General features: G+C 72.8%; 21 protein-coding genes. 7 read left to right on the top strand and 14 right to left on the bottom strand.

Annotated features, from left to right (window positions below; all coding sequences use genetic code 11):
• Positions 1-35: 35 nt before the first annotated feature.
• The 4 genes from glmU (at position 36) to pth (ending at position 4,068) form a co-directional block, all read left to right on the top strand.
• Positions 36-1,484, top strand: a complete 1,449-nt coding sequence (gene glmU / locus AC07A6_RS11335) for a bifunctional UDP-N-acetylglucosamine diphosphorylase/glucosamine-1-phosphate N-acetyltransferase GlmU (protein WP_478776940.1) — start codon at positions 36-38, stop codon at positions 1,482-1,484.
• A gap of 133 nt (positions 1,485-1,617) precedes the next feature.
• Positions 1,618-2,595 (top strand): ribose-phosphate diphosphokinase, encoded by a 978-nt coding sequence (locus AC07A6_RS11330; protein WP_362459180.1) that lies wholly within the window; start codon positions 1,618-1,620, stop codon positions 2,593-2,595.
• A gap of 189 nt (positions 2,596-2,784) precedes the next feature.
• A complete protein-coding gene (locus tag AC07A6_RS11325; RefSeq protein ID WP_362459185.1) occupies positions 2,785-3,369 on the top strand; it encodes a 50S ribosomal protein L25/general stress protein Ctc in 585 nt (194 codons plus the stop codon).
• 108 nt (positions 3,370-3,477) lie between these two features.
• Positions 3,478-4,068, top strand: a complete 591-nt coding sequence (gene pth / locus AC07A6_RS11320; protein ID WP_478776939.1) for an aminoacyl-tRNA hydrolase — start codon at positions 3,478-3,480, stop codon at positions 4,066-4,068.
• 63 nt (positions 4,069-4,131) lie between these two features.
• Here the strand turns inward: pth and ppc are convergent, their stop codons facing one another.
• Positions 4,132-6,825 (bottom strand): phosphoenolpyruvate carboxylase, encoded by a 2,694-nt coding sequence (gene ppc / locus AC07A6_RS11315; protein ID WP_362459359.1) that lies wholly within the window; start codon positions 6,823-6,825, stop codon positions 4,132-4,134.
• A 397-nt stretch (positions 6,826-7,222) separates the two neighbouring features.
• Here ppc and AC07A6_RS11310 point away from each other — a divergent pair, with 397 nt between their 5' ends.
• Together AC07A6_RS11310 and AC07A6_RS11305 are read left to right on the top strand one after the other, a co-directional pair.
• Positions 7,223-8,194, top strand: a complete 972-nt coding sequence (locus AC07A6_RS11310) for an acyl-CoA desaturase (RefSeq protein ID WP_386270817.1) — start codon at positions 7,223-7,225, stop codon at positions 8,192-8,194.
• A complete protein-coding gene (locus tag AC07A6_RS11305) occupies positions 8,191-8,865 on the top strand; it encodes a TetR/AcrR family transcriptional regulator (protein WP_362459195.1) in 675 nt (224 codons plus the stop codon). The genes AC07A6_RS11310 and AC07A6_RS11305 overlap by 4 nt, the downstream gene beginning before the upstream one ends.
• 152 nt (positions 8,866-9,017) lie before the next feature.
• Here the strand turns inward: AC07A6_RS11305 and AC07A6_RS11300 are convergent, their stop codons facing one another.
• Together AC07A6_RS11300 and AC07A6_RS11295 are read right to left on the bottom strand one after the other, a co-directional pair.
• Positions 9,018-9,407 (bottom strand): VOC family protein, encoded by a 390-nt coding sequence (locus AC07A6_RS11300; RefSeq protein WP_362459362.1) that lies wholly within the window; start codon positions 9,405-9,407, stop codon positions 9,018-9,020.
• A 2-nt stretch (positions 9,408-9,409) separates the two neighbouring features.
• On the bottom strand, positions 9,410-10,267 hold the full coding sequence (locus AC07A6_RS11295; protein ID WP_362459198.1) for a trans-aconitate 2-methyltransferase: 858 nt from the start codon (positions 10,265-10,267) through the stop codon (positions 9,410-9,412).
• 146 nt (positions 10,268-10,413) lie between these two features.
• Between AC07A6_RS11295 and AC07A6_RS11290 the strand changes: the two genes are divergently transcribed.
• Positions 10,414-10,911, top strand: a complete 498-nt coding sequence (locus AC07A6_RS11290; RefSeq protein WP_478776938.1) for a MarR family winged helix-turn-helix transcriptional regulator — start codon at positions 10,414-10,416, stop codon at positions 10,909-10,911.
• On the opposite strand, the gene AC07A6_RS11285 is transcribed toward AC07A6_RS11290, so the two are convergent.
• The 11 genes from AC07A6_RS11285 to AC07A6_RS11235 form a co-directional block, all read right to left on the bottom strand.
• Positions 10,870-11,646, bottom strand: a complete 777-nt coding sequence (locus AC07A6_RS11285; protein WP_362459203.1) for a response regulator transcription factor — start codon at positions 11,644-11,646, stop codon at positions 10,870-10,872. The two genes, AC07A6_RS11290 and AC07A6_RS11285, sit on opposite strands and share 42 nt — an antisense overlap.
• A 511-nt stretch (positions 11,647-12,157) precedes the next feature.
• Entirely contained in the window at positions 12,158-13,117 is a 960-nt protein-coding gene (gene galE, locus AC07A6_RS11280) for a UDP-glucose 4-epimerase GalE (RefSeq protein WP_362459206.1), read from the bottom strand.
• A 192-nt stretch (positions 13,118-13,309) separates the two neighbouring features.
• Entirely contained in the window at positions 13,310-14,023 is a 714-nt protein-coding gene (locus tag AC07A6_RS11275; protein WP_478776979.1) for a response regulator transcription factor, read from the bottom strand.
• Between the two features lie 133 nt (positions 14,024-14,156).
• The gene (locus AC07A6_RS11270; RefSeq protein WP_478776937.1) at positions 14,157-15,818 is read right to left on the bottom strand and encodes an outer membrane protein assembly factor BamB family protein; all 1,662 of its coding nucleotides are present in this window, start codon (positions 15,816-15,818) and stop codon (positions 14,157-14,159) included.
• 53 nt (positions 15,819-15,871) lie between these two features.
• Positions 15,872-17,527, bottom strand: coding sequence for an outer membrane protein assembly factor BamB family protein (locus tag AC07A6_RS11265; RefSeq protein ID WP_478776936.1), 1,656 nt, complete (start codon positions 17,525-17,527; stop codon positions 15,872-15,874).
• A gap of 188 nt (positions 17,528-17,715) precedes the next feature.
• Positions 17,716-19,515, bottom strand: a complete 1,800-nt coding sequence (locus tag AC07A6_RS11260) for an ABC-F family ATP-binding cassette domain-containing protein (protein ID WP_285341292.1) — start codon at positions 19,513-19,515, stop codon at positions 17,716-17,718.
• Between the two features lie 28 nt (positions 19,516-19,543).
• Positions 19,544-20,956 (bottom strand): acyltransferase family protein, encoded by a 1,413-nt coding sequence (locus AC07A6_RS11255; RefSeq protein WP_478776935.1) that lies wholly within the window; start codon positions 20,954-20,956, stop codon positions 19,544-19,546.
• Positions 20,957-21,133: 177 nt separating this feature from the next.
• On the bottom strand, positions 21,134-22,039 hold the full coding sequence (locus AC07A6_RS11250; RefSeq protein WP_362459218.1) for a 4-(cytidine 5'-diphospho)-2-C-methyl-D-erythritol kinase: 906 nt from the start codon (positions 22,037-22,039) through the stop codon (positions 21,134-21,136).
• Entirely contained in the window at positions 22,036-22,947 is a 912-nt protein-coding gene (rsmA, locus tag AC07A6_RS11245; RefSeq protein WP_362459220.1) for a 16S rRNA (adenine(1518)-N(6)/adenine(1519)-N(6))-dimethyltransferase RsmA, read from the bottom strand. Before rsmA ends, AC07A6_RS11250 begins: the two co-directional genes overlap by 4 nt.
• Positions 22,944-24,428, bottom strand: coding sequence for a ubiquitin-like domain-containing protein (locus AC07A6_RS11240; RefSeq protein ID WP_478776934.1), 1,485 nt, complete (start codon positions 24,426-24,428; stop codon positions 22,944-22,946). Before AC07A6_RS11240 ends, rsmA begins: the two co-directional genes overlap by 4 nt.
• Before the next feature lie 146 nt (positions 24,429-24,574).
• The gene (locus AC07A6_RS11235; protein WP_362459226.1) at positions 24,575-25,483 is read right to left on the bottom strand and encodes a TatD family hydrolase; all 909 of its coding nucleotides are present in this window, start codon (positions 25,481-25,483) and stop codon (positions 24,575-24,577) included.
• Positions 25,484-25,494: the final 11 nt, after the last annotated feature.

The following is a 25,494-nucleotide window of genomic DNA, read 5'->3' as shown; positions in this document are numbered from 1 at the left end:
TCACGGGTCCACCCCCGAAGCCGAAGGGCCCACCCGTGAGCGCAACCCGCCCGGCAGCCGTCGTCGTACTCGCAGCGGGTGAGGGCACCCGCATGAGGTCGGCCACACCCAAGGTTCTGCACGAGATCGCCGGGCGCTCGCTCGTCGGTCACGTGGTCGCGGCCTCCCGCGAGCTGGACCCGACCCACCTCGTGGTCGTCGTGGGCCACGCCCGCGAGCAGGTCACCGCGCACCTCGCCGACGTAGACGCCGGCGTCCGCACCGCCGTCCAGTACGAGCAGAACGGCACCGGCCACGCCGTCCGCATGGCCCTGGAGGAGCTCGGCGGCCAGCTGACCGGCACCGTGATCGTCGTCTGCGGCGACACCCCGCTGCTCACCGGCGAGACCCTGCGCGCCCTCGCGGCCACCCACGAGGCCGACGGCAACGCCGTCACCGTGCTCACCGCCGAGGTCCCCGACTCCACCGGCTACGGCCGCATCGTCCGCGACCCGGCCACCGGCGCCGTGACCGCCATCGTCGAGCACAAGGACGCCACCGACGCGCAGCGCGCGATCCGGGAGATCAACTCCGGGGTCTTCGCCTTCGACGGCGCGCTGCTCGCGGACGCGCTCGGCAAGGTGCGCACGGACAACAGCCAGGGCGAGGAGTACCTCACCGACGTGCTCGGGATCCTGCGCGAGGCGGGGCACCGCGTCGGCGCGGCGGTCGGCAGCGACCACCGGCAGATCCTCGGGATCAACAACCGGGTGCAGCTGGCCGAGGCGCGCGCGCTGCTGAACGCGCGGCTGCTGGAGCGGGCGATGCTGGCGGGCGTGACGGTGGTGGACCCGGCGAGCGTGTTCGTCGACGTGACGGTCACCTTCGGGCAGGACGCGGTGGTCCACCCGGGCACGCAGCTGCTCGGTGCGACGCACATCGGCGAGGGGGCCGAGGTCGGCCCGAACACCCGCCTGAAGGACACGCGCGTGGGCGCCGGCGCCCGGGTGGACAACGCGGTGGCGGACTCGGCGGTGATCGGGGACCTGGCTTCGGTGGGTCCGTTCGCGTACCTGCGTCCGGGGACGAACCTGGGTGTGAAGTCGAAGGCCGGCACGTACGTCGAGATGAAGAACGCGACGATCGGCGAGGGCACGAAGGTGCCGCACCTGTCGTACGTGGGTGACGCGACGATCGGCGAGTACTCGAACATCGGCGCGGCGAGCGTGTTCGTCAACTACGACGGTGAGCACAAGCACCACACCACGGTCGGCTCACACTGCAAGACGGGTTCGGACAACATGTTTGTGGCTCCCGTCACCATCGGGGACGGCGCCTACACGGCCGCCGGCTCGGTGATCACGAAGGACGTGCCGCCCGGCGCGCTGGCCGTGGCCCGTGGCCAGCAGCGGAATATCGAGGGTTGGGTGGCCCGCAAGCGTCCCGGCAGCGCGGCGGCGACGGCCGCGCAGTCGTCGGCGGAGAAGGACTCCGGCAGCCATTGAGGTGAACTGACCGGAAACAGGTACGCCCAGGACGGCGTACCGTGATAGGTGCACGCAATTCGGCTGGCTCACCGTGTGCGGGACGGACGCACACGGGGGCGAGCAGCTTTCACACGTCTGAGGAGACAGTGCTGTGACCGGGATCAAGACGACCGGCGAGAAGAAGCTGATGCTCTTCTCCGGCCGCGCCCACCCCGAGCTGGCCGAGGAGGTCGCGCACCAGCTCGGTGTCGGTCTCGTGCCGACCAAGGCTTTCGACTTCGCGAACGGCGAGATCTACGTCCGCTTCCAGGAGTCGGCTCGCGGCGCGGACTGCTTCCTGATCCAGAGCCACACGGCTCCGATCAACAAGTGGATCATGGAGCAGCTGATCATGATCGACGCGCTGAAGCGCGCGTCGGCCCGCTCCATCACCGTGATCATCCCGTCCTACGGGTACGCCCGCCAGGACAAGAAGCACAAGGGCCGCGAGCCGATCTCGGCCCGCCTGGTCGCGGACCTGCTGAAGACCTCGGGTGCGGACCGCATCCTGACGGTTGACCTGCACACCGACCAGATCCAGGGCTTCTTCGACGGTCCGGTGGACCACCTGTCGGCCCTGAACGTCCTCGCGGACTACGTGGGCGCCAAGGTGGACCGCTCGAAGCTGACGGTCGTCTCCCCGGACGCCGGCCGCGTCCGCGTGGCCGACCGCTGGTGCGACCGCCTGGACGCGCCGCTGGCGATCGTGCACAAGCGCCGCGACAAGGACGTCGCCAACCAGGTGACCGTCCACGAGGTCGTGGGTGAGGTCAAGGGCCGCGTCTGCGTCCTGGTCGACGACATGATCGACACGGGCGGCACGATCTGCGCCGCCGCCGAGGCGCTGTTCGCGCACGGCGCGGAGGACGTCATCGTGACGGCCACGCACGGCATCCTGTCGGGTCCGGCGGCCGACCGCCTGAAGAACTCGAAGGTCAGCGAGTTCATCTTCACCAACACCCTGCCAGACCCGTCCGACCTGGAGCTCGACAAGATCACGGTCCTGTCGATCGCCCCGATGATCGCCCGCGCGGTGCGCGAGGTCTTCGAGGACGGTTCGGTGACGAGCCTGTTCGAGGAACAGCAGTAGGGCTCGATGCCCCAGGGCTAGATCCTTTTGGGCGCGGCCTCCCCGCCGGGTACACTCGATGAGTTGCTCGGCGAGGGAGGCCGTACCTGTTTTCCGGTACGGGTACTCCGTTATCGACGCGCTCTTCGTAGCAGGCCGTTCCGGCCGGGTGACTCAGTCCGCATTTCCGTCACCCCACGAGGAGTGAACATGTCCGAGATCAAGCTTTCCGCGAAGCTCCGCGACACCTTCGGCAAGGGCTCGGCCCGCCAGGCGCGTCGCGACGCCCTGACCCCGGGTGTCATCTACGGCCACGGCAGCACCCCGAAGCACGTCAACGTCGAGGCCCACGCCCTGATGATGGCCCTGAAGACCCCGAACGCGCTGCTCTCCCTGGACATCGAGGGCGACGGCACCGAGCTGGTCATCCCCAAGGCCGTCCAGCGCCACCCCCTCAAGCGCACCATCTCGCACGTCGACTTCCTGATCGTCCAGAAGGGCGAGAAGGTCACGGTCGAGGTCCCGGTCGTGACCGAGGGCGACCTGGCCGCCGGCGGCAACCTGCTGGAGACCCTCCTCGCCACCGTCTCCGTCGAGGCCGAGGCCACCCACATCCCGACCGAGATCACCGTCTCGATCGCGGGCCTGGAGGCCGGTGCCACGGTGCACGCCTCCGACCTGGTCCTGCCGGCCGGCACCACGCTGGCCGTCGACGGTGAGACCGCCGTCCTGCAGGTCGTGGCCCCGCAGGCCGAGGAGCCGGCCGCCGAGGCCGCCGAGGGCGACGAGGCCTGAGCCTCGCCCCACCTCAGCAGTTGCTGACCGACCGCCGTCCGGCTCCACTGGAGCGGGACGGCGGTCGTTCTCGTTCACGGGCTGGTTCACGGGTTTAAGGAGCTTTTGATGTCGGACGACGCGGCGCCGTGGCTGATCGTCGGTCTCGGTAACCCGGGCGCGGAGTACGCCGGCAACCGCCACAACATCGGTTTCATGGTGGCGGACCTGCTGGCGGAGCGGATCGGCGGCAAGTTCAAGGCGCACAAGGCGCGGGCGCAGGTGCTTGAGGGCCGGATGGGCCCGCCGGGACCGCTGAACCGCCGGGTGGTGATCGCGAAGCCCATGTCGTTCATGAACCTGTCGGGTGGTCCGGTGACGGCACTGCGGGACTTCTACAAGGTTCCGCTGGAGCGGATCGTCGCGGTCCACGACGAGCTGGACATCGACTACGCGACGCTGCGGCTGAAGCTGGGCGGCGGGGACAACGGCCACAACGGGCTGAAGTCGATGACGAAGTCGATGGGCGCGGACTACCACCGGGTGCGGTGCGGGATCGGCCGTCCGCCGGGCCGGATGCAGGTCGCGGACTTCGTCCTGAAGGACTTCTCCTCGACGGAGCGCAAGGAGCTGGACTGGTTCGTGGACCGGTCGGCCGACGCGGTGGAGTGCCTGGTCCAGGAGGGCCTGGAGCGCGCCCAGTCGGCGTACAACTCCTGATCCGACGCTCCACGAGGAAGCCCCCCGCCTGCGGCGGGGGGCTTCCTGCGCGTACGGGGCCGGTCAGCCGGTGTTGCGCAGGCCGGCGGCGACGCCGTTGACCGTGAGCAGCAGGGCCCGGGCCAGCAGCGGGTCGGGGTCCTCGCCGCGGGCGGCGGCCTGGCGCTGGCGGGCCAGCAGGGAGACCTGGAGGTAGGAGATCGGGTCCAGGTAGGCGTCGCGGACGGCGAACGTCTGCTGGAGGGCGGGCTGGGAGTCGAGGAGCTGCTCCCCGCCGGTGATCCGCAGCACCTCGCGGACGGTCAGCTCGTGTTCGGCCTGGATGCGGTCGAAGACGTGCTTGAGCTCGTCGGGGACGAGGGTCTCCACGTAGTGGCGGGCGATCCGCAGGTCCGTCTTGGCCAGCGTCATCTCGACGTTGGACAGGAAGTTGCGGAAGAAGTGCCAGCGCTCGCCCATCTCGGCGAGGACGGTGTCCTGGCCGGCTTCGCGCAGGGCCTTGAGTCCGGAGCCGACGCCGTACCAGCCGGGGACGATCTGGCGGGACTGGGTCCAGCCGAACACCCACGGGATGGCGCGCAGGCCGTCGAGGCCGGCGCCGGAGTCGGGGCGGCGGGAGGGCCGGGAGCCGAGGTGGAGGTCGGCGAGCTGGTCGACGGGGGTGGCCGCGAAGAAGTACGCGGGCAGGTCGGGGTCCTCGACGAGCTCGCGGTAGGCGCCGTGGGCGGCGTCCGAGACGATCTCCATGGCCGCGTCCCAGCGGGTGAGGGCGTCGTCGGACTGGCGGGGGGCGGTGTGCAGGGCGGAGGCCTGGAGGGTGGCCGCGACGGTCAGCTCCAGGTTCTCGCGGGCCAGGGAGGGGACGAGGTACTTGTCCGAGATGACCTCGCCCTGCTCGGTGACCTTGATCTCGCCTTCGAGGGTGCCCCAGGGCTGGGCGAGGATCGCGTCGTGCGAGGGGCCGCCGCCGCGGCCGACGGTGCCGCCGCGGCCGTGGAAGAGGCGCAGGCGGACGCCGTGGCGGTGGGCCACGTCGCGCAGGCGCCGCTGGGCCCGGTGGATCTCCCACTGGCTGGTGGTGATGCCGCCGAACTTGCTGGAGTCGGAGTAGCCGAGCATGACCTCCTGGACGTCGCCGCGCAGGGAGACGAGGCGGCGGTAGGAGGGGTCGGCGAGCATCTCGTCGAGGATGACGTCGGCGGCGCGGAGCTCGTCGGTGGTCTCCAGGAGCGGGACGATGCCGATCTTGGCCCAGCCGGCGTGCAGGTCGACGAGGCCGGCCTCGCGGGCGAGGACGGCGGCCGCGAAGACGTCGTCGGCGCCCTGGCACATCGAGATGATGTAGGACTCGATGACCTCGGGGCCGAACTTCTCGAAGGCGTCCTTGACGGCGAAGAAGACGCCGAGGGTCTTCTGGCCGGCCGCGTCGAGGGGCGCCGGGGTGGGGGCGAGGGGGCGGCGGGAGCGGAGTTCCTTCGCGAGGAGCTTCTGCCGGTAGTCGCGCGGCATGTCGGCGTAGCGCCAGGACTCCTCGCCGAGGCGGTCGAAGAGCTGGCCGAGGGCGTGGTGGTGGGCGTCGGCGTGCTCGCGTACGTCCATCGTGGCGAGCTGGAGGCCGAACGCGGCCAGGGTGCGGATGGTGCGGTCCATGCGGCCGTCGGCGAAGAGGGCGCCGCGGTGTTCGCGCAGGGAGGTCTGGATGAGGGTGAGGTCGGCGAGGAGCTCGGCGGTGCCGAGGTAGTCGCGGCCTTCCTCGTGGGGCGTGCCCTTGGCGAGGCGTTCGCGGGTGTTGAGGAGCTTCTGCCGGATGCAGGTGGCCTTGAGCCGGTAGGGCTCCTCGGCGTTCAGCCGCTTGTAGCGGGGGCTGATCTCGGGGAGGCGCTCCAGGTCGGCCTGGAGGGAGGCGAGAAGCTCCTCGGTGGCGCCGGCGATGCGGATGGAGTTGGAGAGCAGGCTCCGCAGGAAGTCGACGAGTTCGAGGGCGTCGGTGATGCCGTGCTCGTGCTGGAGGATCAGCACGTCCCGGGTGACCTGGGGGGTGACGTTGGGGTTGCCGTCGCGGTCGCCGCCGATCCAGGTGCCGAAGGTGAGGGGGCGGGTGCCGGCGGGCAGTTCGACGCCGACGCGCTGGAGTTCGGCGGCGAGGTCCTCCAGGACGTCGCCGACGGCGCCGGCGTGGAGCTCGTCGAGGTAGTAGATGGCGTTGCGGGCCTCGTCGGCGGGCTCCGGGCGTACGACGCGCAGTTCGTCGGTCTGCCAGACGAGGTCGATGTTCTCGGCGAGCCGCAGGTCGTGGCGGCGGCGGTCGCCGGCACCGGAGACGGGCTCTTCGAGGAGGGCGGCGATGCGGCGCAGCTTGTTCAGGACGCTGCGGCGGGCCGCCTCGGTCGGGTGCGCGGTGAAGACGGGGCGGACGTTGAGGTTCTTGACCGTCTCGCGCAGGTGCTCGGGGTCGGCGTCCTTGAGCATGTCGGCGGTGCGGGCGAGGAGCCCGCCCTCGGCGGCGCGGTGGGCGCGCAGTTCCTTGCCTCGGTGCACCTGCTCGGTGACGTTGGCGAGGTGGAAGTAGGTGGAGAAGGCGCGCACCAGCTTGGCGGCGGTCTCCAGGTCGATGTCGCCGAGGAGGGCCGCGGCGGCCTCGCCGTCGGTGCGGGTCAGGGCGCGGACCCGTTCGACGAGGTCGAGGAGTTCCTGGCCTTCCTGGCGGACGAGGGTCTCGCCGAGGAGGTCGCCGAGGCGGCGGATGTCCGCGCGCAGCTCCGCGTTCGCCGTCTGCGCCGTCCGCGTGGGGGCGGAGGGGTCGGCGGGCTGGTTGACGGGGGCCTGGGCGGCCTGGTCAGCACTGCTCACAGGTGCGGCTCCTTGCAGTGTTCGAGCGCTACTGGGCTGTGGGCTCCCGGGGGTGTGCGGCCGTGCCGGTCGTGCTGCGCAGCCCGGGCTGCCCGTGCGGACCGCGCTGTCCGACGACACCAGGATAGGTGGACCGTCCCTGTGCCCTGGCAGAGCGCCCGCTCTTTGGACTCGGGTCGCGCGGGTGGCGTCGTCGTGTTGCCGCGAGGGCCGTCTTTGCCATACTTACGTTGCCGTAGGTTACGGATCCGTAGGTCCGTGGCGCGGCGCCTGCCGGCTTCTCACCCCCCAGGGGAACCCCACCATGACCATCAGTCCCGGATTGATCGAGGATTCCGCGGCGGCTTCCACGCCCTCCGCGACGCGCGGGGGTGAGCAGAAGCGCTCCGTGGAGCAGGTCGCGCTGCTGCTGTTCATCACCGTGCCGTTCCTGGCGCTGCTGGCGGCGGTGCCGCTGGCCTGGGGCTGGGGGGTGACCTGGCTGGACCTGGGCCTGATGGTGTTCATGTACTTCCTGGCGTGCCACGGGATCACCATCGGCTTCCACCGCTACTTCACGCACGGTTCCTTCAAGGCGAAGCGGCCGCTGCGGATCGCGCTGGCGGTCATGGGGTCGATGGCGGTGGAGGGGCCGCTGGTGCGGTGGGTGGCCGATCACCGCAAGCACCACAAGTACTCCGACCACGAGGGCGACCCGCATTCGCCGTGGCGGTTCGGGGAGACGTTGCCGGCGCTGATGAAGGGCCTGTGGTGGGCGCACATCGGCTGGCTGTTCGACGAGGAGCAGACCAACCAGCAGAAGTACGCCCCGGACCTGATCAAGGACCCGGCGATCCGGCGGATCAGCCGCGACTTCGTGTTCTGGACGGTGCTGTCGCTGGCGATCCCGCCGCTGGTGGGCGGTCTGGTGACGATGTCCTGGTGGGGTGCGTTCACGGCGTTCTTCTGGGGTTCGCTGGTGCGCGTGGCGCTGCTGCACCACGTGACGTGGTCGATCAACTCGATCTGTCACGCGGTGGGCAAGCGGCCGTTCAAGTCGCGGGACCGCAGCGGCAACGTGTGGTGGCTGGCGGTGCTGTCGTGCGGTGAGTCGTGGCACAACCTGCACCACGCGGACCCGACGTCCGCGCGGCACGGCGTGCTGCGCGGCCAGGTGGATTCGAGTGCGCGGCTGATCCGCTGGTTCGAGCTGCTGGGGTGGGCCTCCGACGTGCGCTGGCCGTCCGGGGCGAGGATCGACGCCCGGCGCAGGGAAACGACGTCGAACGCGGCATGATGGGGGACGTGGCGATCGACGGCAGCAGTTCCAGCAGCGACAAGCCCAGGCGAGGACGCCGGGTCCGGATGACGGGCGCCGAACGGCGCCAGCAACTGCTGGACATCGGCCGCACCCTGTTCGCGGAGAAGGGTTTCGAGGGCACTTCGGTGGAGGAGATCGCGGCGAAGGCCGGGGTGTCCAAGCCGGTGGTGTACGAGCACTTCGGCGGCAAGGAGGGCCTGTACGCGGTGGTCGTGGACCGCGAGATGCGGCAGTTGCTGGACGGGGTGACGGGCGCGCTGACGGCCGGGCATCCGCGGGAGCTGCTGGAGCAGGCGGCGTTCGCACTGCTGGACTACATCGAGAGCTACACGGACGGTTTCCGGATCCTGGTGCGGGATTCGCCGGTGGCGCAGTCGACGGGCACGTTCGCGTCGCTGATCAGTGACATCGCCACGCAGGTGGAGGACATCCTGGGGCTGGAGTTCAAGGCCCGGGGGTTCGATCCGAAGCTGGCGCCGCTGTACGCGCAGGCGCTGGTCGGGATGGTGGCGCTGACGGGCCAGTGGTGGCTGGAGACGCGGCGGCCGAAGAAGGCGGAGGTGGCGGCGCACCTGGTGAACCTGGCCTGGCACGGGCTGGAGAACCTGGAGCCGCGGCCGCGGCTGGTGGGCCACCGCAAGAGCTGAGGCCGTAGGGATACGGACGCGGACGCGACGGCGCCCCGTCACCGGGTTTCCCCGGCGGCGGGGCGCCGTCGCGTCGTCGTGCCGTCGTACCGGGCCGGGCGGGCCGGGCGGTACGCCACCGTCCGCGGGGCCGTCAGCCGTCCGTCGGGCCGTCAGCCGTCCGTCGGGCCGCCGGCGTCGGGGGCGTGGGGCTCCAGGAATTCGAGCCGGTTGCCCACGGGGTCGTGGGAGTAGAAGCGCCGGTGGCCCGGCAGGTTGTCGTCCCAGACGACGTCGGCGCCGCGTTCGCGGAGTCTGTCCGCGTACGCCTCGATGCCGGTCACCCGCAGGCCGGGGTGCGCCTTGCGGGCCGGCCGGAAGTCCTCTTCCACGCCCAGGTGCAGCTGTACGCCTCCGGCGGTGAACCAGCAGCCCCCGCGCGCGGCGAGGACGGGGGGTTTGGAGATCTCCCGCATGCCCAGGACGTCTTGGTAGTACGCGCGCAGCTTGTCCTCCGATCCGGGCGGCGCGGCGAGTTGGACGTGGTCGACTGCGGTCAGCACGGTCATGCCTCCTTGTGGGCGACGGCGAAGATGCGGCGGAACGGGAAGACGGTGCCCCGGGGGCCCGGCGGGTAGGCGGCGCGCAGGGCCTCGCGGTATTCGGCGAGGAAGCGGTCGGCGGCCTCGCGGTCGTCGCCGAGGGCGGTGAGGACGGGCCGCAGGGCGGTGCCCTTGACCCAGTCGAGGACGGGGTCGGCGCCCTGGAGGAGCTGGGAGTAGGTGGTCTCCCAGACGTCGACGGCGCAGCCGAGTTCGGTGAAGCGGGCCAGGTACTCGGCGGGTTCGAGGATGTGGATGTAGCGGGCGCCGTGTCCGGCGAGGCGGTCGCGCCAGCGCGGGGTGTCGCACAGTTCGGCGAGGAGCCGGTGGCTGGGGGCCGTGAAGTTGCCGGGGATCTGGAAGGCGAAGGTGCCTCCGGGGCGCAGGCCGTTGATCCAGGCGGCGAAGGAGCCGGGGTGGCTGGGCACCCACTGCAGGGCCGCGTTGGAGACGATCAGGTCGTACGTCTCCTCGGGCATCCAGTCGGCGAGGTCGGCGTGGCGGAAGTCGAGCCGGCCGCCTCCGGGGGTGGGTCCGGCGTGCTCGTCGGCGGCGCGCTGGAGCATCTGCGGGGAGAGGTCGAAGCCGGTGATGCGCGCGTCGGGCCAGCGCTCGGTGAGGAGCGCGGTGACGTTGCCGGGGCCGCAGCCGAGGTCGGCGATGCGGGCGGGGGCGGTGGGGAGCTCGGGTATGCGGTTCAGCAGGTCGAGGAACGGGCGCGTGCGGTGGCCGGCGTGGCGGAGGTACTGCTGGGGGTCCCAGACGGGTGCGGAGCCGTCCAGGGAGTGGTGACGCACGGCCGGCGCGATATCGGAATGCATGTTCGAGCCTCCCTACTGGTGGGGCGGTCGGAAGCGGAAGCTGTTCCGGCCCCCTCCATGCCCCATGCTCGGCCAGACTATATCTCGATGTCAAGATTCTCGATTTGAAGAGACTTCATGTCGACAGACCCCGTACACTGATCGGCATGGAGGACGAGGTCGACCGACTGGTCGCGGCATGGCGGCGAGAGCGCCCTGACCTCGACGTGGAACCGCTCGAAGTGCTCAGCCGCGTCAGCCGGCTCGCGCGCCATCTCGACCGGGCCCGCAGGCTCGCCTTCTCCGAGCACGGCCTGGAGCCGTGGGAGTTCGACGTCCTGACCTCGCTGCGGCGCGCGGGCGCGCCCTACCAGCTCTCCCCCGGACAGCTGCTGACGCAGACGCTCGTCACCTCCGGCACCATGACCAACCGCATCGACCGGCTGGCCAAGAAGGGCCTCGTCGAGCGGCTGCCGGACCCCAGCGACCGGCGCGGGGTGCTGGTCCGGCTGACGCCCGAGGGGCGCGACCGCGCCGACCAGTCCCTGGCGGGGCTGCTGGCCCAGGAACGCGCGATCCTGGTCCAGCTCTCCACCACGCAGCGGGGCGAGCTCGCCGGGCTGCTACGCCAGTTGACCGCTCCGTTCGACAACATCCCCGGCTAGCTCCGCGGGGCGTACGCCGGCCCGCCGGGCCAGCGCCACGGCGGCCAGGGTGGAGTGCACCCCGAGCTTGCCCAGCACGTTCTGCATGTGCGTGCGGACGGTGTGCGGGGACAGGAACAGCCGCGCGGCCACGTCCTTGCGGCCCAGCCCCGCCACCATGCAGCGCAGCACCTCGTGCTCGCGCGGGGTGAGGGACTCCACGAGCCGCTCGCTGTCCGTGCGGTGCTTGCGCGCGGCGGTCAGCTCCCGCAGCACCCCGGTCAGCAGCGCGGGCGGCAGATGGGTCTCCTCGCGCAGCACCCCGCGGATGACGGCCAGCAGCCGGGAGAGCGAGCAGTCCTTGGCGACCCAGCCCGCCGCGCCCGCCTGGAGGGCCAGCGCGGCCCGGCGCGGATCGTCGCGCTCGGCGAGGACCACGGTGCGCACGCCGGGGTGCGCCACCCGTACGCCCGCGACGAGGGCGATCCCGTCGGCCGGCGGCGGGGCCGGGCCGGAGCCCGCTTCCCGCTGGCCGGGCACGGCGCCCGACGCGGCCGCGCCGGCGCCGAGGTCGGCGTCGACGAGCAGCACGTCGTAGCGGCGGCCTTCCGCCACCGCGCGCTCCAGGCAGCGCGAGGCCGCGGGACCGCTGCCGGCCGCGGACACGTCCACGTCCGGCTCGGCCGCGAGCGCGGCTGCCAGAGACTCGGCGAAGATGCGGTGGCCGTCGACCACCAGGACCCGGATACGAACCACAGAACCCCCAAGGGTCGGGGAACGGACGACTACGGGTACGGCGTCCGGCCGGGTGGCCCACAGCCCCCGCGGCCGCCGCCGCGACATCTGTGCACTACCCCGGACCGGACGCCGTACCCGGCGTGTCTCGACCCCTGAATCAACACCGGCCCCCACCGGTGTCACGCATCAGCGTAGAGCGGGCGGCGTCCCGCGGTTGGCCGAATAGCAGAAGTTTTTCGAGCGATTTTCCGGTGGGACGGTCCGCAACGGCCTTCGTGGTGGCTTGTTTTCGACCCTCCGGGCGGTCCTGGAGGCGGATTTCCGACCGGCGCGTGCCACGGGCAGTTGCACGGGGGGCATTTCACCCGGCGTACGCACGCCGGGCGCCCGCGCGCGGCGCCTGCCCGCCGCGCCCGGCTCCAACGCGCGCGCCCCCCGCACCGGTCGGGTGCGGGGGGCGCGCGGCAGGGGTCCGCGGGGGCCCGGGAGGGGCACGGAGGAAACCTGCGGGGTCCGGGGGCCGGACGGGTCAGGAACGGCGCTCGCGGGCGAAGTTCCAGGCGTCCGTCACGATGTTGGTGAGGTCCGAGCGGGTCGGGGTCCAGCCGAGGCGCTCGTGCGCCCGGCGGGCGGAGGCGACGAGGACCGCCGGGTCCCCGGCGCGGCGCGGGGCGACGACCTCGGGGATCTCCCGGCCGGTGACCTTGCGGACCGTCTCGATCACCTCGCGGACCGAGAAGCCGCTGCCGTTGCCGAGGTTGCACACCAGGTGCTCGCCCTCGGCGGCGACGCGCAGCGCGGACAGGTGGGCCTCCGCGAGGTCGGCGACGTGGATGTAGTCGCGGACGCAGGTGCCGTCGGGGGTCGGGTAGTCGTCGCCGAACACCGAGATGGACTCGCGCTGCCCGAGGGCGACCTGGAGCACCAGCGGGATCAGGTGCGTCTCGGGGTCGTGGCGCTCGCCGAACTCGCGGTAGGCGCCGGCCACGTTGAAGTAGCGCAGCGAGACGGCGGCGAGGCCGTGCGCCGCGCACTCCCCCGCGATCATGTGGTCGACGGCCAGCTTCGAGGCGCCGTACGGGTTGGTCGGCGCGGTCACCGAGGTCTCCGTCAGCGCGCCTTCGGCCGGCTCGCCGTAGGTGGCGGCGGTGGAGGAGAAGACGAGCCGGCGCACCCCGGCCTCCCGCATCGCGGTCAGCAGGGCGAGGGTGCCGCCGACGTTGTTGTCCCAGTACTTGCCGGGGTTCACCACGGACTCGCCCACCTGCGAGGAGGCGGCGAAGTGCAGCACGGCGTCGTAGGAGGCGTCCAGGTGGTCGGCGGCGTCCTGGATACGGCCGTCGATCAGCGTGGCGCCGGCGGGGACGCCCTCGGCGAAGCCGGTGGAGAGGTTGTCGAGGATGGCCACCTCGTGTCCGGCCTCCAGCAGATGGGCGGCCACGACGCTGCCCACGTATCCGGCACCGCCGGTCACCAGGTACTTGCTCACTCGCACTCCTCCGTATCGCGCAGGCACGCGGATGCGCGTGCTCTGGTGACTGGCTTACCGGATTCCGCGCTTCCGAGGAAATCGCGGCCCCCGGGCACGGTACCCGCCCGCCCGGACGGGCCCCGCGGGCCGTACCCGCGCGTACCCCCCGCGGGCCGTACCCCGCGCGTGCCGGGACCCGGTGTGCGGAGGTCAGTCCCCGTCCGGCCCGTCCCCGGGACCCTGCGGCCGCTGCCGCACGGGCAGCGCCGCCCGGTCCAGCAGCCCGGTGCGCGCGGCCAGCGCGGCGGCCTCCAGCCGCGACCCCACGCCGAGCTTCATCAGTACCCGCTGCACATGTGTACGGGCTGTGCTCGGCGCGATGGCCATGCCGGCCGCGATCAGCCGGGTGTCCTCACCCTCCGCGACCCGGACCAGCACCTCGACCTCCCGCGGCGTCAGCAGCCGCAGCAGCCGGCTGCCCTCGTCGTCGGGCTGCGCGGAGGGGTTCAGCAGCTCCGCGAAGGCCCCCTGGAGCAGCTGGGGGGCGATGGCGACCTCCCCCGCCCGGGCCTTGGCCAGGGCACGTTCGACGCCCTCGATGCGCTCGTCCTGGCGTACGTATCCCGAGGCGCCGGCCGCGAAGGCCGCGGCTATCCCGCGCGGGCTCGGTACGGGGCCCAGCACCACCACGGCGATCTGCGGGCGCTCCCGCTTGATCCGCACCACCGGTTCGAAGACCCCGGGCCCGGCCGGGGCGGCGGTACCGAACAGGCACACCTCCGGGGCGCGGCCGATGACCAGTTCGGCGGCCCCGGCCGCCGGCGCGGCCGCCGCGAGCACGCGGTGCCCGCGCAGCTTCAGGGCCGAGGCGAGCGCCTCGGCCAGCAGACGGTGCTCGTCGACCACCATGACCCGTACGCCCATCAAGGCTCCCACCCCAGATCCTTCTGACCCGGCAAGCTACACGCTTGTTCGACGGGGCGTGCCGGTTACCGCGCGAAAGCCCCCGATCGGTGGGGACCGTCCGGGGGCTCTGCGCGCAGGGGCGGGGCGGGGGTCAGCTCGCCGCGAAGGAGACGAAGAGGAACTCGGGGTCGGACTTCTCCGAGTACGGCTTGCGCACCGTGGTGCGGGAGATGAACAGGCGCCCGTTGTGGTAGCGGAACTCCGAGTGGTCCAGCGAGAACGCGGTCTCCACGCGCTGGCTGGCCCTGTCCACCGGGTTCTGCATGAGCAGGGTCTCCTTCATCGTCTTGCCGTCGATGCTGACGATCTGGCCGCCGCCGTCGTACGGGGGCACCTTGTAGGCGATGATGTTGGACCCGTCCATGCGCAGCGGGTACATGGTGTACTTCTCGCCCGCGTCGGCGCGGTCACTGGTGGCCTTGCCGGTCTCCAGGTCGAAGGAGACGATCTCGTTGGTGCGGCCGACCGAGGCCGAACCCTGGTGCTCGTACGTCGGCAGGTAGACCTTGCCGTTGCCGACGACCATCTTCGAGCACTGCTCGACCTCGGTGGCGGGGCACTTGGGGGCGTAGCTGCCGGCCGCGAGGCCGATGCGGGTCTTGAGCTGGCCCGCGTCGTCGAGGACGAACAGGTCGCTGACGTTGGTGGCGTTCTTGGCGGTGTTGCCGACGTTGGCGGCGATGATGAGCGGCTTGGTGGAGATGATGCCGGCCCACTCGATGCCCGCGGACAGTTTGTACTGGTACTTCGGCGCGCCGCTGGCGGGGTCGAGGGCCTGCGCGTACAGGGTCGGGCTGGAGCCTCGGCCGCACTTGCGCAGGACGGCGAGGGCCTCGCCGCCGGCGTAGCCCATGTCGTAGCAGCCTTCGCCGTCGGTCTTCGGGGTCCACAGGGACTTGCCGTCGGCGAGGTTCCAGGCGGCGCCGCCGTAGAGGCCGCCCGCGGCGACGGTCTGGCCGCTGATGGTGACCTCGCTGAAGGCGACCGGCTTGTCGCCGCCGGTGGCCGACTTGGCGGTGGCGGACCACAGGAGCTTTCCGGTGTTCAGGTCGACGACGCCGACCTGGGTGCACTGGGGGTACTTCTTCTCGTTGGTCGCCATGCCCTCCTCGAAGAGGATGGCGGTCTTGTTGTCGCTGATGTGCTTGCTGGCGCCGCAGACGTTGGCGGGGAGCGGGAGCTCCCACTTCTTGCCGCCGTCGACGAGGTTGTAGCCGACGACCTTCGCCACGTCCGACTTGACGTAGGTGGTGTCGGTCAGCCAGGAGCCGTCGACGGAGACCACGTCGGCCGGGGCCGGGCTGGGCACGTTGACCAGCGTCTTCGACTTGGGGTTGGACGGGACCTTCTCGCTGCCGGGGGTCCCGGCGGGGGCCTTGTCGCCGTCGGGGGAGCCGCTGGCGCCGTTGGCCGTGGGCTGCCCGGAGCCTCCCTCGTCGCCGGAGACGTACCAGAAGCCGCCGCCGATGATGAGCGCCATGGCCAGGACGGCCGCGCCGACGATCGCCAGCTGGTTGCGCTTGTCGTTGCCGCCGCCCGCGGGCGCGGCGGGCTGGGGCTGCGCCGGGGCCTGGAGGGTGCCGGGCTGCTGCGGGTAGCCGTAGCCGGGCTGTGCCTGGGGCTGCGGGTAGCCGTATCCGGCCTGGGGGGACGGGACGGTGGGCGGCTGGGCGGGGGGCTGCGGGGGGCCGGCCGGCGGCGGGCCGCCGAAACCGCCGGAGGGCGGCTGGTTCGGGGGCGGCGGGGTACTCATCGCTTGCTACTGCCTCTCGGTGGGGCGCTCGGTGGGACGCTCGGTGGGCTCGTTCACTTGCCGAAGACCATCAGGAGCCGCTCCTCCGTGTTGTTGCCGTTCAGCCTGGTGGCGGAGGTGAAGTACCGGCCGTCCTCGAAGGCCCGCACCTGGAAGGTGACCATCGAGCTCTCGATGTTCGCGGAGGGGCCGGAGGGCATGCGCAGCAGCGTCTTGGGCTGGCCGCCCGCGGCCGCCATGGAGACGATCTCGCCGGGCTCGCGCAGGGCGCCGGCGCGGTAGGCGATGAGCTGGCCGTTCGCCGCCTTGACCGGGTACCAGTTGCGCTTGTCGCCCGCCTTCTGGCGCCACTTGGCCTTGCCGGTGGCGAGGTCGAAGGCGACGACCTCGTTGTCGGTGCCCTTGCTGGTGGTGGTGCGCAGGTAGAGGGTGTCGCCGTCGACGACGGAGTTGCCGCAGCCCTGGAGGTTGTCGGAACTGCCGGCGTTGCAGTTGGTCTCGAAGGAGCCCTCGGCGGACATGCTGGCGCGCTTCTTGCCGTCGGGCGTCAGGGAGATGATGGCCCGCTTGTTGTCGTCCGCGTTGTTGAGGTCCCGGTTGCTGATGTCGAGGACGATCGGGGAGACGGACAGGACGCTGGTGACGCGGAAGCCCTTGGGGAGCCGGTAGGACCAGGTCTTCTTGCCGGTGACCGGGTCGGCGTCCTGGATCTCGATGGTCTTGTCGGCGTCCATGCACAGGGCGATGCCGAGCAGCTTGCCGTTGCCCGCGGCGTACTGGCTCGGCTGGCAGCCCTCGGGGGCGGCGCCGGAGAAGAGCTTGTCGCCGGTGGCGAGCTTGTGGACGGTGGTGGTGGCCATCCGGTTGACGGCGAAGACGTCGCCGGTGAGGGCGATGGAGACGGAGCCGCCGCCGTCGAAGAGGTTCTCCTTGGCGAGTTCCTTGGTCCATCCCTCCTTGCCGGCCTTCAGGTCGAAGAGCTTCATCTGGTTGCAGGTGGCGTTGGAGCCCTCGCCGTCCTTGAGGGCGAGGACGGTCTTGCCGTCGGCGGTGGTCTGCTCGGCCCAGCCGCAGATCTCCGTCTTGAAGTCGACCTTCCACTTCTCCTTGCCGTCGGTGACGGCGTAGGCGATGACGGACTTGCCGACGGTCTTGACGACGCTGTCGCCGGCCACCCACATCGCCGGGGCGGGGATGCCCGTGTCGCCGTCGGCCAGGAGCTTGGCCGTCTTGAGCCACAGCGCCTTGTCCTCGCCGGGCTTGCGGCCCGCGTTGAGGTCGGTCTGCTCGCCCATGCCGTTGCCGCTGCCGTCGCCCTTGTCCACGGACGGGGAGCCGGCCGGCTTGGGGTCGGCGGGCGCCGAGGGCTGCGCGGCGGGCTTCTTGGAATCGTCGTCACTCAGGAAGGTGAACCAGGCGCCGGTGCCGAGTACGAGGACGCCCGCGACGGCCGCGGCGACGATGACCGCGCCCTTGCGCCGGCCGCCCCGTCCGCCGGGGGCCGGCGGGCCGGGGGGCATCCCCGGCCCGGGCGGCGGGAAGCCGTACCCGCCCTGCTGGGCGAGCGGCTGCGGCACCGTGGGCGGCTGCTGCGCGTACGGGTTGGGGCCTTGCGGCGGGTAGCCGTAGCCCGGCTGCGGCGGTCCGGGCAGGTGCCCGTAACCGGAAGGGGACGGCGGCTGGTTCGGCGGCTGGGGCGGCTCGGTCATCAGCGCATACCTTCGGTTTCGGGCGGTGGGGGCGGTCCGGGAGATCGAAAAGAACCGACCCTTTGTATCACTCGTGGCCGGTACGCACCGGGCCGGTCGCACCCCTGTTCCCAAGGGAGGACCGGCCCGTGACACGGCCGTTATGCGTCCGGCCGACGTGTTCCGGGGCCCTCGCGGGCCCCCTGGACTCAGGCCTCCTCGGCCAGTTCCAGCCAGCGCATCTCCAAGTCGTCGCGCTCGGAGATCAGTTCCCGCAGCTCCGCGTCGAGCTTGGCGACCTTGTCGTAGTCGGTGGAGTGCTCGGCGATCTGGGCGTGCAGGTTCGTCTCGCGGTCCGACATCTTGTTGAGCTGCCGCTCGATCTTCTGGAGCTCCTTCTTCGCGGCGCGCGAGTCCCCGGAGGACGTCGACTTGGCGGCCGCGGCCGGGGCCGGCGCCGGGGCGGCGGCCTCGATCATCCGCTGGCGGCGCTCCAGGTACTCGTCCAGGCCGCGCGGCAGCATCCGCAGGCTCGCGTCGCCGAGCAGCGCCATCACCGTGTCGGTGGTGCGCTCGATGAAGAACCGGTCGTGGGAGATCACGATCATCGAGCCGGGCCAGCCGTCGAGGAGGTCCTCCAGCTGGGTGAGGGTCTCGATGTCGAGGTCGTTGGTGGGCTCGTCGAGGAAGAGGACGTTGGGCTCGTCCATCAGCAGGCGCAGGATCTGCAGCCGGCGCCGCTCGCCGCCGGAGAGGTCGCCGACCGGCGTCCACTGCTTCTCCTTGGTGAAACCGAACTGTTCGCACAGCTGGCCGGCCGTCATCTCGCGGCCCTTGCCGAGGTCGACGCGGTCGCGGACGCGCTGGACGGCCTCCAGGACGCGCAGCGAGGGGTCGAGCTCGCCGACCTCCTGGGAGAGGTAGGCCAGGCGCACGGTCTTGCCGACGGTGACGGAGCCTTCGGCGGGCTGGGCCTCGCCCTGGGTGCGGGCGGCCTCGGCGAGGGCCCGCAGCAGGGAGGTCTTGCCGGCGCCGTTGACGCCGACGAGGCCGACGCGGTCGCCGGGGCCGAGGTGCCAGGTGAGGTGCTTGAGCAGGGTCTTGGGGCCGGCCTGGACGGTGACGTTCTCCAGGTCGAAGACGGTCTTGCCGAGGCGGGCGTTGGCGAAGCGCATCAGCTCCGACTTGTCGCGCGGCTCCGGCACGTCGGCGATCAGCTCGTTGGCCGCCTCGATGCGGTAGCGGGGCTTGGAGGTGCGGGCGGGGGCGCCGCGGCGCAGCCAGGCCAGCTCCTTGCGCATCAGGTTCTGCCGCTTGGCCTCTTCGGTGGCGGCGATCCGCTCGCGCTCGGCGCGGGCGAAGACGTAGTCGCTGTAGCCGCCCTCGTACTCGAAGACGTCACCGCGCTGCACGTCCCACATGCGGGTGCAGACCTGGTCGAGGAACCAGCGGTCGTGGGTGACGCAGACGAGGGCGGAGCGGCGGGCCTGGAGGTGGCCGGCCAGCCAGGAGATGCCCTCGACGTCGAGGTGGTTGGTGGGCTCGTCGAGGACGAGGAGGTCCTGGTCGGCCATGAGCAGCTTGGCGAGCGCGATGCGGCGGCGCTCGCCGCCGGACAGCGGGCCGATGACGGTGTCCAGGCCCTGGCCGAAGCCGGGCAGGTCCAGGCCGCCGAAGAGTCCGGTGAGGACGTCGCGGATCTTGGCGTTGCCGGCCCATTCGTGGTCGGCCATGTCGCCGATGATCTCGTGCCGGATGGTGGCGGCCGGGTCGAGGGAGTCGTGCTGGGTGAGCACGCCCATCTGCAGGCTGCCGCTCTGGGTGACGCGGCCGGAGTCGGGCTCCTCCAGCTTGGCCAGCATCCGGATCAGGGTGGTCTTGCCGTCGCCGTTGCGGCCGACGACGCCGATCCGGTCTCCCTCGGACACGCCGAGGGAGATGCCGTCGAGCAGGGTACGGGTGCCGTACACCTTGCTGACTGCCTCGACATTGACCAGATTGACGGCCATCAGACGCGCTCCAGGGAAAGGGTGTGGATCAGCCCCTCAGCCTAACCCTCCGGGCCGACGCGGAACGTTCCACCAGCCAGGCGCCCCCCACTGCCATGCCGATGGCGGCGGGTGCGGTCACCGGGAAGGCGATCAGGACGGCGGTGTGGCCCTCCAGGAGCCCGCCGAGGCCGGTCATGGACAGGCCGAGGATGCCCAGCAGGCACAGGGTGGTGCCCAGGGCGGCGGTGGGCCCGCTGCCGGGGGCCGCCTCCGCGGTCCGGGCCCGGGCGGCGGGCGGGGCGGCCTGGGCGGCGGGCGGGGCGGCCTGGGCGGCGGGCGGGGCGGCGGGTACCGCGGCCGGCGCCGGGCGGGGTGCCTCGAAGCGGCGGAAGCAGGCCACGAGCGCGGCCGTGAGGGCGGCGGCGAGCAGGATCCGCGGCGGCACCTGCGCCCACCAGGCGGCGGTGGCCGGTTCGGGCAGTGCCAGGCCGGCGGCGAGCTGGGCGGCGTACACGCCGAGCATGGCGGTGAGGTGCCACAGGAACGCGGTCATGGCGACGCCGTTGGCGGCGACGACCCCGCGCCATACCCGCGGCCGGGCCAGCCACGCCGTCGCGGGCCGCGCGAGCAGCTGGACCGCGCCGACCAGCCACATGCCGTGGCAGAGCAGGGCGAGGGTGGGCGGGGCCATGTTGGAGACCTTCTCCCCCGGCATCCCGACCATGGACAGCGGGTACGGTCCGGCCGCCACCAGCAGCACGGCCCCGGCGAGCCCGGCGGCGCCGAGGAGCGCGGGACGGGTGATGCGGCCGTCGGCGCGCAGGAAGCCGAGCTGGTGCACGGCGAGCCAGACGAAGGCGAAGTTCAGGAACTCCGCGTAGGGCGTGCCGAGCGCGAAGCGCAGTACGTCGACCAGGGCCGCGGCACCGGCCAGGGCGGCGAAGGCGCCCCAGCCCCAGCGGGCGTGCAGCCGCAGCAGCGGCGGGGTGAGGGCCACCATCGCCAGGTAGATCCCGATGAACCACAGCGGCTGCGTGACCATCCGCAGCGCGGCACCGGCCAGCCGGCCGCCGTCCGCCCCGGCGAGCTGCACGAGCAGTGCGAGCGCGGCCCAGACGAGGACGAACACCAGGGTGGGCCGCAGCAGCCGCTGGAGGCGGGCGCGCAGGAAGGCCGCGTAGACGGGCCGGCCCTCGCCGCGGCGTTCCAGCGAGCGGTACGACAGGGCGTGCGAGAACCCGCCGACGAAGAAGAACACCGGCATGACCTGGAGCCCCCAGGTGAGCACCTGGAGCGGGGGCACCAGCGCGAGCAGGTTCCCTATGCCGTCGGTGCTGACGGCGGCCATCAGCCAGTGCCCGCACACCACGGTGGCGAGCGAGGCGACCCGGAGCAGGTCCACGTACCGGTCGCGGGAGGCGGGCGTGGCGGCGGCCATGGCGCGTGCGCTGACTGTCATGCTCACTACGGTCGCGGGCGCGCCCGGTGCGGCGACAGGGCGCGGGTACTCATCCGCGCACTAGGTACCCGGCGCCCGTACCGTGCCCGGCACGCCCGCCGGCCGTGCGCCGTCCGTGCCCGGCGGCCGTGCCCGGGACGGCGCACGGCCAGGCCCGGCCGGGCACGGGACGGCGCCTCAGGAGACGGCCGTGGCCCCCGGCGCCGGGGAGGAGGTGACGCGGGTGGCGCGGCAGGTGCCGGAGGCCTCCAGCGCGGCGGCGACCTTCGCGGCCGACTCCGCGTCCCGGACCAGGAACGCCGTCGTCGGCCCCGACCCGGACACCAGCCCGGCCAGCGCCCCCGCGTCGGCGCCCGCCGCGAGGGTGGCGGCCAGCTGCGGGCGCAGCGACAGCGCGGCGGCCTGGAGGCCGTTCGAGCCGGGCAGTACGGCGGCCAGCGCGTCGGCGTCACCGGAGGCGAGGGCCGCGAGCAGCGCCGGGGAGGCCTCGGGGGCGGGCACGTCCGTACCGGCGGTCAGCCGGTCGAACTCGCGGAACACCGCCGGGGTGGACAGGCCGCCGTCGGCGACCGCGAACACCCAGTGGAACCGGCCGGCGTCCACGGGGGTCAGGAACTCGCCGCGGCCGGTGCCGAGCGCGGCGCCGCCCACGAGGCTGAAGGGGACGTCGCTGCCCAGTTCCGCGCAGATCTCCAGGAGCTCCTCGCGCGGGGTGTCCAGCTTCCACAGCAGGTCGCACGCCAGCAGCGCGCCCGCCCCGTCGGCGCTGCCGCCGGCCATGCCGCCGGCGACGGGGATGTTCTTCGCGATGTGGAGGTGGACGGCAGGCTCGATGCCGGCCCGGGCCGCGAGCAGCTCGGCGGCGCGGGCCGCGAGGTTGCTGCGGTCCAGCGGCACCTGGTCGGAGTCGGGGCCCTCGCAGGTCACCGTCAGCGCGTCGGCCGGGGTCGCGGTGACCTCGTCGAACAGGGAGACGGCCAGGAAGACGTTGGCGAGGTCGTGGAAGCCGTCGGGGCGGGCGGCGCCCACCGCCAGCTGGACGTTGACCTTCGCGGGGACGCGTACCGTCACGCTCGCGCTCACAGCGCGGGCCTCTCGACGGCGGGCTTGTGCTCGGCGATCGCGGCGAACTCCTCGACCGTCAGGGACTCGCCGCGGGCCAGCGGGGAGACGCCGGCGGCGGTCAGCGCCTGCTCGGCGGCGGCGGCCGATCCGGCCCAGCCGGCGAGCGCGGCGCGCAGGCCCTTGCGGCGCTGCGCGAACGCGGCGTCGACGACCGCGAACACCTCGGCCTTGGAGGCGGTGGTCTTCACCGGCTCGGTGCGGCGCACGAGGGAGACGAGTCCGGAGTCGACGTTCGGCGCGGGCCAGAAGACGTTGCGGCCGATGGCCCCGGCGCGCTTGACGTCCGCGTACCAGGCGGCCTTGACCGAGGGGACCCCGTACACCTTGTTGCCGGGGCGGGCGGCGAGCCGGTCGGCGACCTCGGACTGCACCATGACCAGGGTCCGCTCGATGCTCGGGAAGCGGTCGAGCATCGTGAGCAGGACCGGCACGGCCACGTTGTAGGGGAGGTTGGCGACGAGCGCGGTCGGCGCCGGGCCGGGCAGCTCGGTGACGAGCATCGCGTCGGAGTGGACCAGCGCGAACCGGTCCTTCTTGTGCGGCATCCGCGCCTCGATGGTGGCGGGCAGCGCGGCGGCGAGGATGTCGTCGATCTCGACGGCGGTCACCCGGTCGGCGGCCTCCAGCAGCGCGAGCGTCAGCGAGCCGAGGCCCGGTCCGACCTCCACGACCACGTCGTCCGGACGCACCTCGGCGGTGCGCACGATCCGGCGCACCGTGTTGGCGTCGATGACGAAGTTCTGGCCCTTCTGCTTCGTCGGGCGGACGCCGAGGACGGCGGCCAGCTCTCGGATGTCGGCCGGCCCGAGGAGGGCGTCGGAAGGGACCTCGGAGGTCTCGTGGGGCTGCTGCTCTGCGGTGCTCACCGCTCAAGCCTACGGCCGCAGTGCGGCCACGGACTCGCCCCCCGCTGCACGTAGAGCTTCTTCGCCCGGTACGTCTGCTCCGAGGCGGGCGCGTCCTGCGGGCGGCCGCTGCCGCCGAGGGCCTGCCAGGTGCTCACGTCGAACTGGTAGAGGCCGCCGTAGGTGCCGGACGGGTCGGTGGCGGAGGGGCGGCCGCCGGACTCGCACTGGGCCAGCGCGGACCAGTTGAGGCCGTCGGCGCCGGCGACGGAGGTGGGCAGCGGCTTGGTGCCGACCAGGACCCGCTGGCTGACGGGCTCCCGGACGACCTCCTCGGCGATCTTCCGGGGCTGCTGGCGGACCCCGTTGACGGTGCGCAGGGCGTACGTGACCCGGCGGGCCCCGGGGCGGCCGACGCGCTCGACGACCTCGGTGCCGGCGAAGAGCCCGGCGTCCTCGACGCGTTCGGTCTCGTAGGGGATGCGTTCCTCGCGGACTTCGCGGGTGCCGGTGATGCGCAGCACGGTGACGGTCTGGCCGTCGCGGGGGAAGGAGTCCGGGGGGACGGAGGTGGTGTCCTGGCCGTGGAGGGTGATGCCGGCCTGGTCGAGGGCTTCCTTGACGGTGGCGGCGTTGGTGCGGATGGTGCGTTCGCGGCCGTCGGCCATGAAGGTGACGCCGCGTTCGGTGCGCACGCCCAGGGTGAGGCCGGAGCGGGGGACGGTGGCGGTGCGGGGGGCGGAGAGGAAGGCGCCCTCGACGCGGACGCCGAGCTGGCGCAGGGCGCCGTCGACGGTGCGTGCGGTGGTCCACACCTGGCGGGTGGTGCCGTCGAGGGTGAGGCGCAGGGGGCGGCCGTAGCGGACGACGACCTGCTGGCCGTCGTCGAGGGCGGAGCCGGGGGCGGGGGCGACGAGGTCGTGGGGGCCGACGCCGAGGCCTTCGGATGCGAGGAGTTCGTCGACGTTCCCGGCGAAGGTGTGGAGGGTGCGGGGCACTCCGTCGACGGTGAGGCGGACGGCCTTGTCGGCGGCGACGAAGGCGGTGGTGCCGCCGGCCAGGAAGGCGACGACGAGGGCTTGCGGGACGATGCGCCGCCAGCTGTCGCGGGAGGGGGCGGCGGCGCGGCCGGCCGGGGCGGGGGCGGAGGCGGGGGCGGAGCGCCTGCGGCGGCCGGATCCGGCGCCGGGGGCCGGGGCCGGGGCCGGGGCCGGGGCCGGCGGTGGCGGGGGTTCCGCGGTGGTGGCGCGGCGGCGGCCGCCGGCGGGGGCGGCCGCGCGGCGGCGGGCGGCCCGGCGGCCCTCGCCGCGGGGGGCGGGGACCTGCGGCTCGGGGGCGGCGGCGCCGTACGGGTCCGCGGGCGGGTCCGCGTACGTCTCCTCGTGCGGCGGCGCGTCGTACGGGTCGGCGTACGGGCCCGCGTACGGGGCGTCGTGCGGGTCCGGGCCGGGGGCGGTGTCCGGCCACGGGGCACGGCGGTGACTGCCCTGCGTTTCGCTCACGTCGCTCGCTCCACTGGTCCGGCCCCCGGCTGCTCGGGCACGGCACCCTAGCGGCAGGGGGCATCACGCACCAAAGCCGTTCGACTACCCAGCGTGTCGGGCGAACTGCTGCGCGAAGGACGGGGTGGAGCGGGGCCGGCGGCGGGTCAGTAGTCGAAGGCGCGCGCGGTGTTGGCGGCGAGGGCGGTGGCCATGGCGTCCTCGTCGATGCCGCGGACCGCGGCCATGGCGCGGACCGTCAGCGGAATGAGGTACGGGGCGTTGGGCCGTCCGCGGTAGGGCGCGGGGGTGAGGTACGGGGCGTCGGTCTCCACCAGCACCAGTTCCAGCGGGGCCACGGCGAGGGCCTCGCGCAGCGGCGCGGCGTTCTTGAAGGTGACGGTCCCGGCGAAGGACATGTAGTAGCCGGCGGCGGCGCACTCGCGGGCCATCTCGGCGTCGCCGGAGTAGCAGTGGAAGACGGTGCGCTCGGGGGCGCCCTCCTCGCGCAGCACGCGCAGGACGTCGGCGTGGGCGTCGCGGTCGTGGATGACGAGGGCCTTGCCCTGCCGCTTGGCGATCTCGATGTGGGCCCGGAAGGAACGCTCCTGCGCGGCCATCCCCTCGGGGCCGGTGCGGAAGTAGTCCAGGCCGGTCTCGCCGACCGCCTTGACGTGGTCCAGTGCGGCCAGCGCCTCGATCTCGGCGAGCGCGTCGTCGAGCGCGCCCTGTCCGCCCCCGGGGCGGGCGCCCTGCCGAGACCATCCGTCGGGGTCGCCGTGGACGATGCGGGGGGCCTCGTTCGGGTGGAGCGCCACGGCGGCGTGGACGTTGGCGTACGCGGCCGCCGTCTCGGCGGCCCAGCGCGAGCCCTTCACGTCGCAGCCCACCTGGACGACGGTGGTCACGCCCACGGACGCGGCCTTCGCGAGGCCCTCCTCGACGGTGCCGGACTGCATGTCGAGGTGGGTGTGCGAGTCGGCCACCGCCACCCGCAGCGGCTCGGGCAGCGGGGGCGGGACGTCCTTCGACGCGGCCTTGGCGGCGGCGGCCGGGGAGGAGGGGCTAGAGCTCATGAGCCGATCTT

This window comes from Streptomyces sp. NPDC044002, assembly GCF_056434525.1.
Note: the sequence above shows the minus strand (reverse complement) of the source record. Positions and strands in the feature narration are given on the sequence as shown.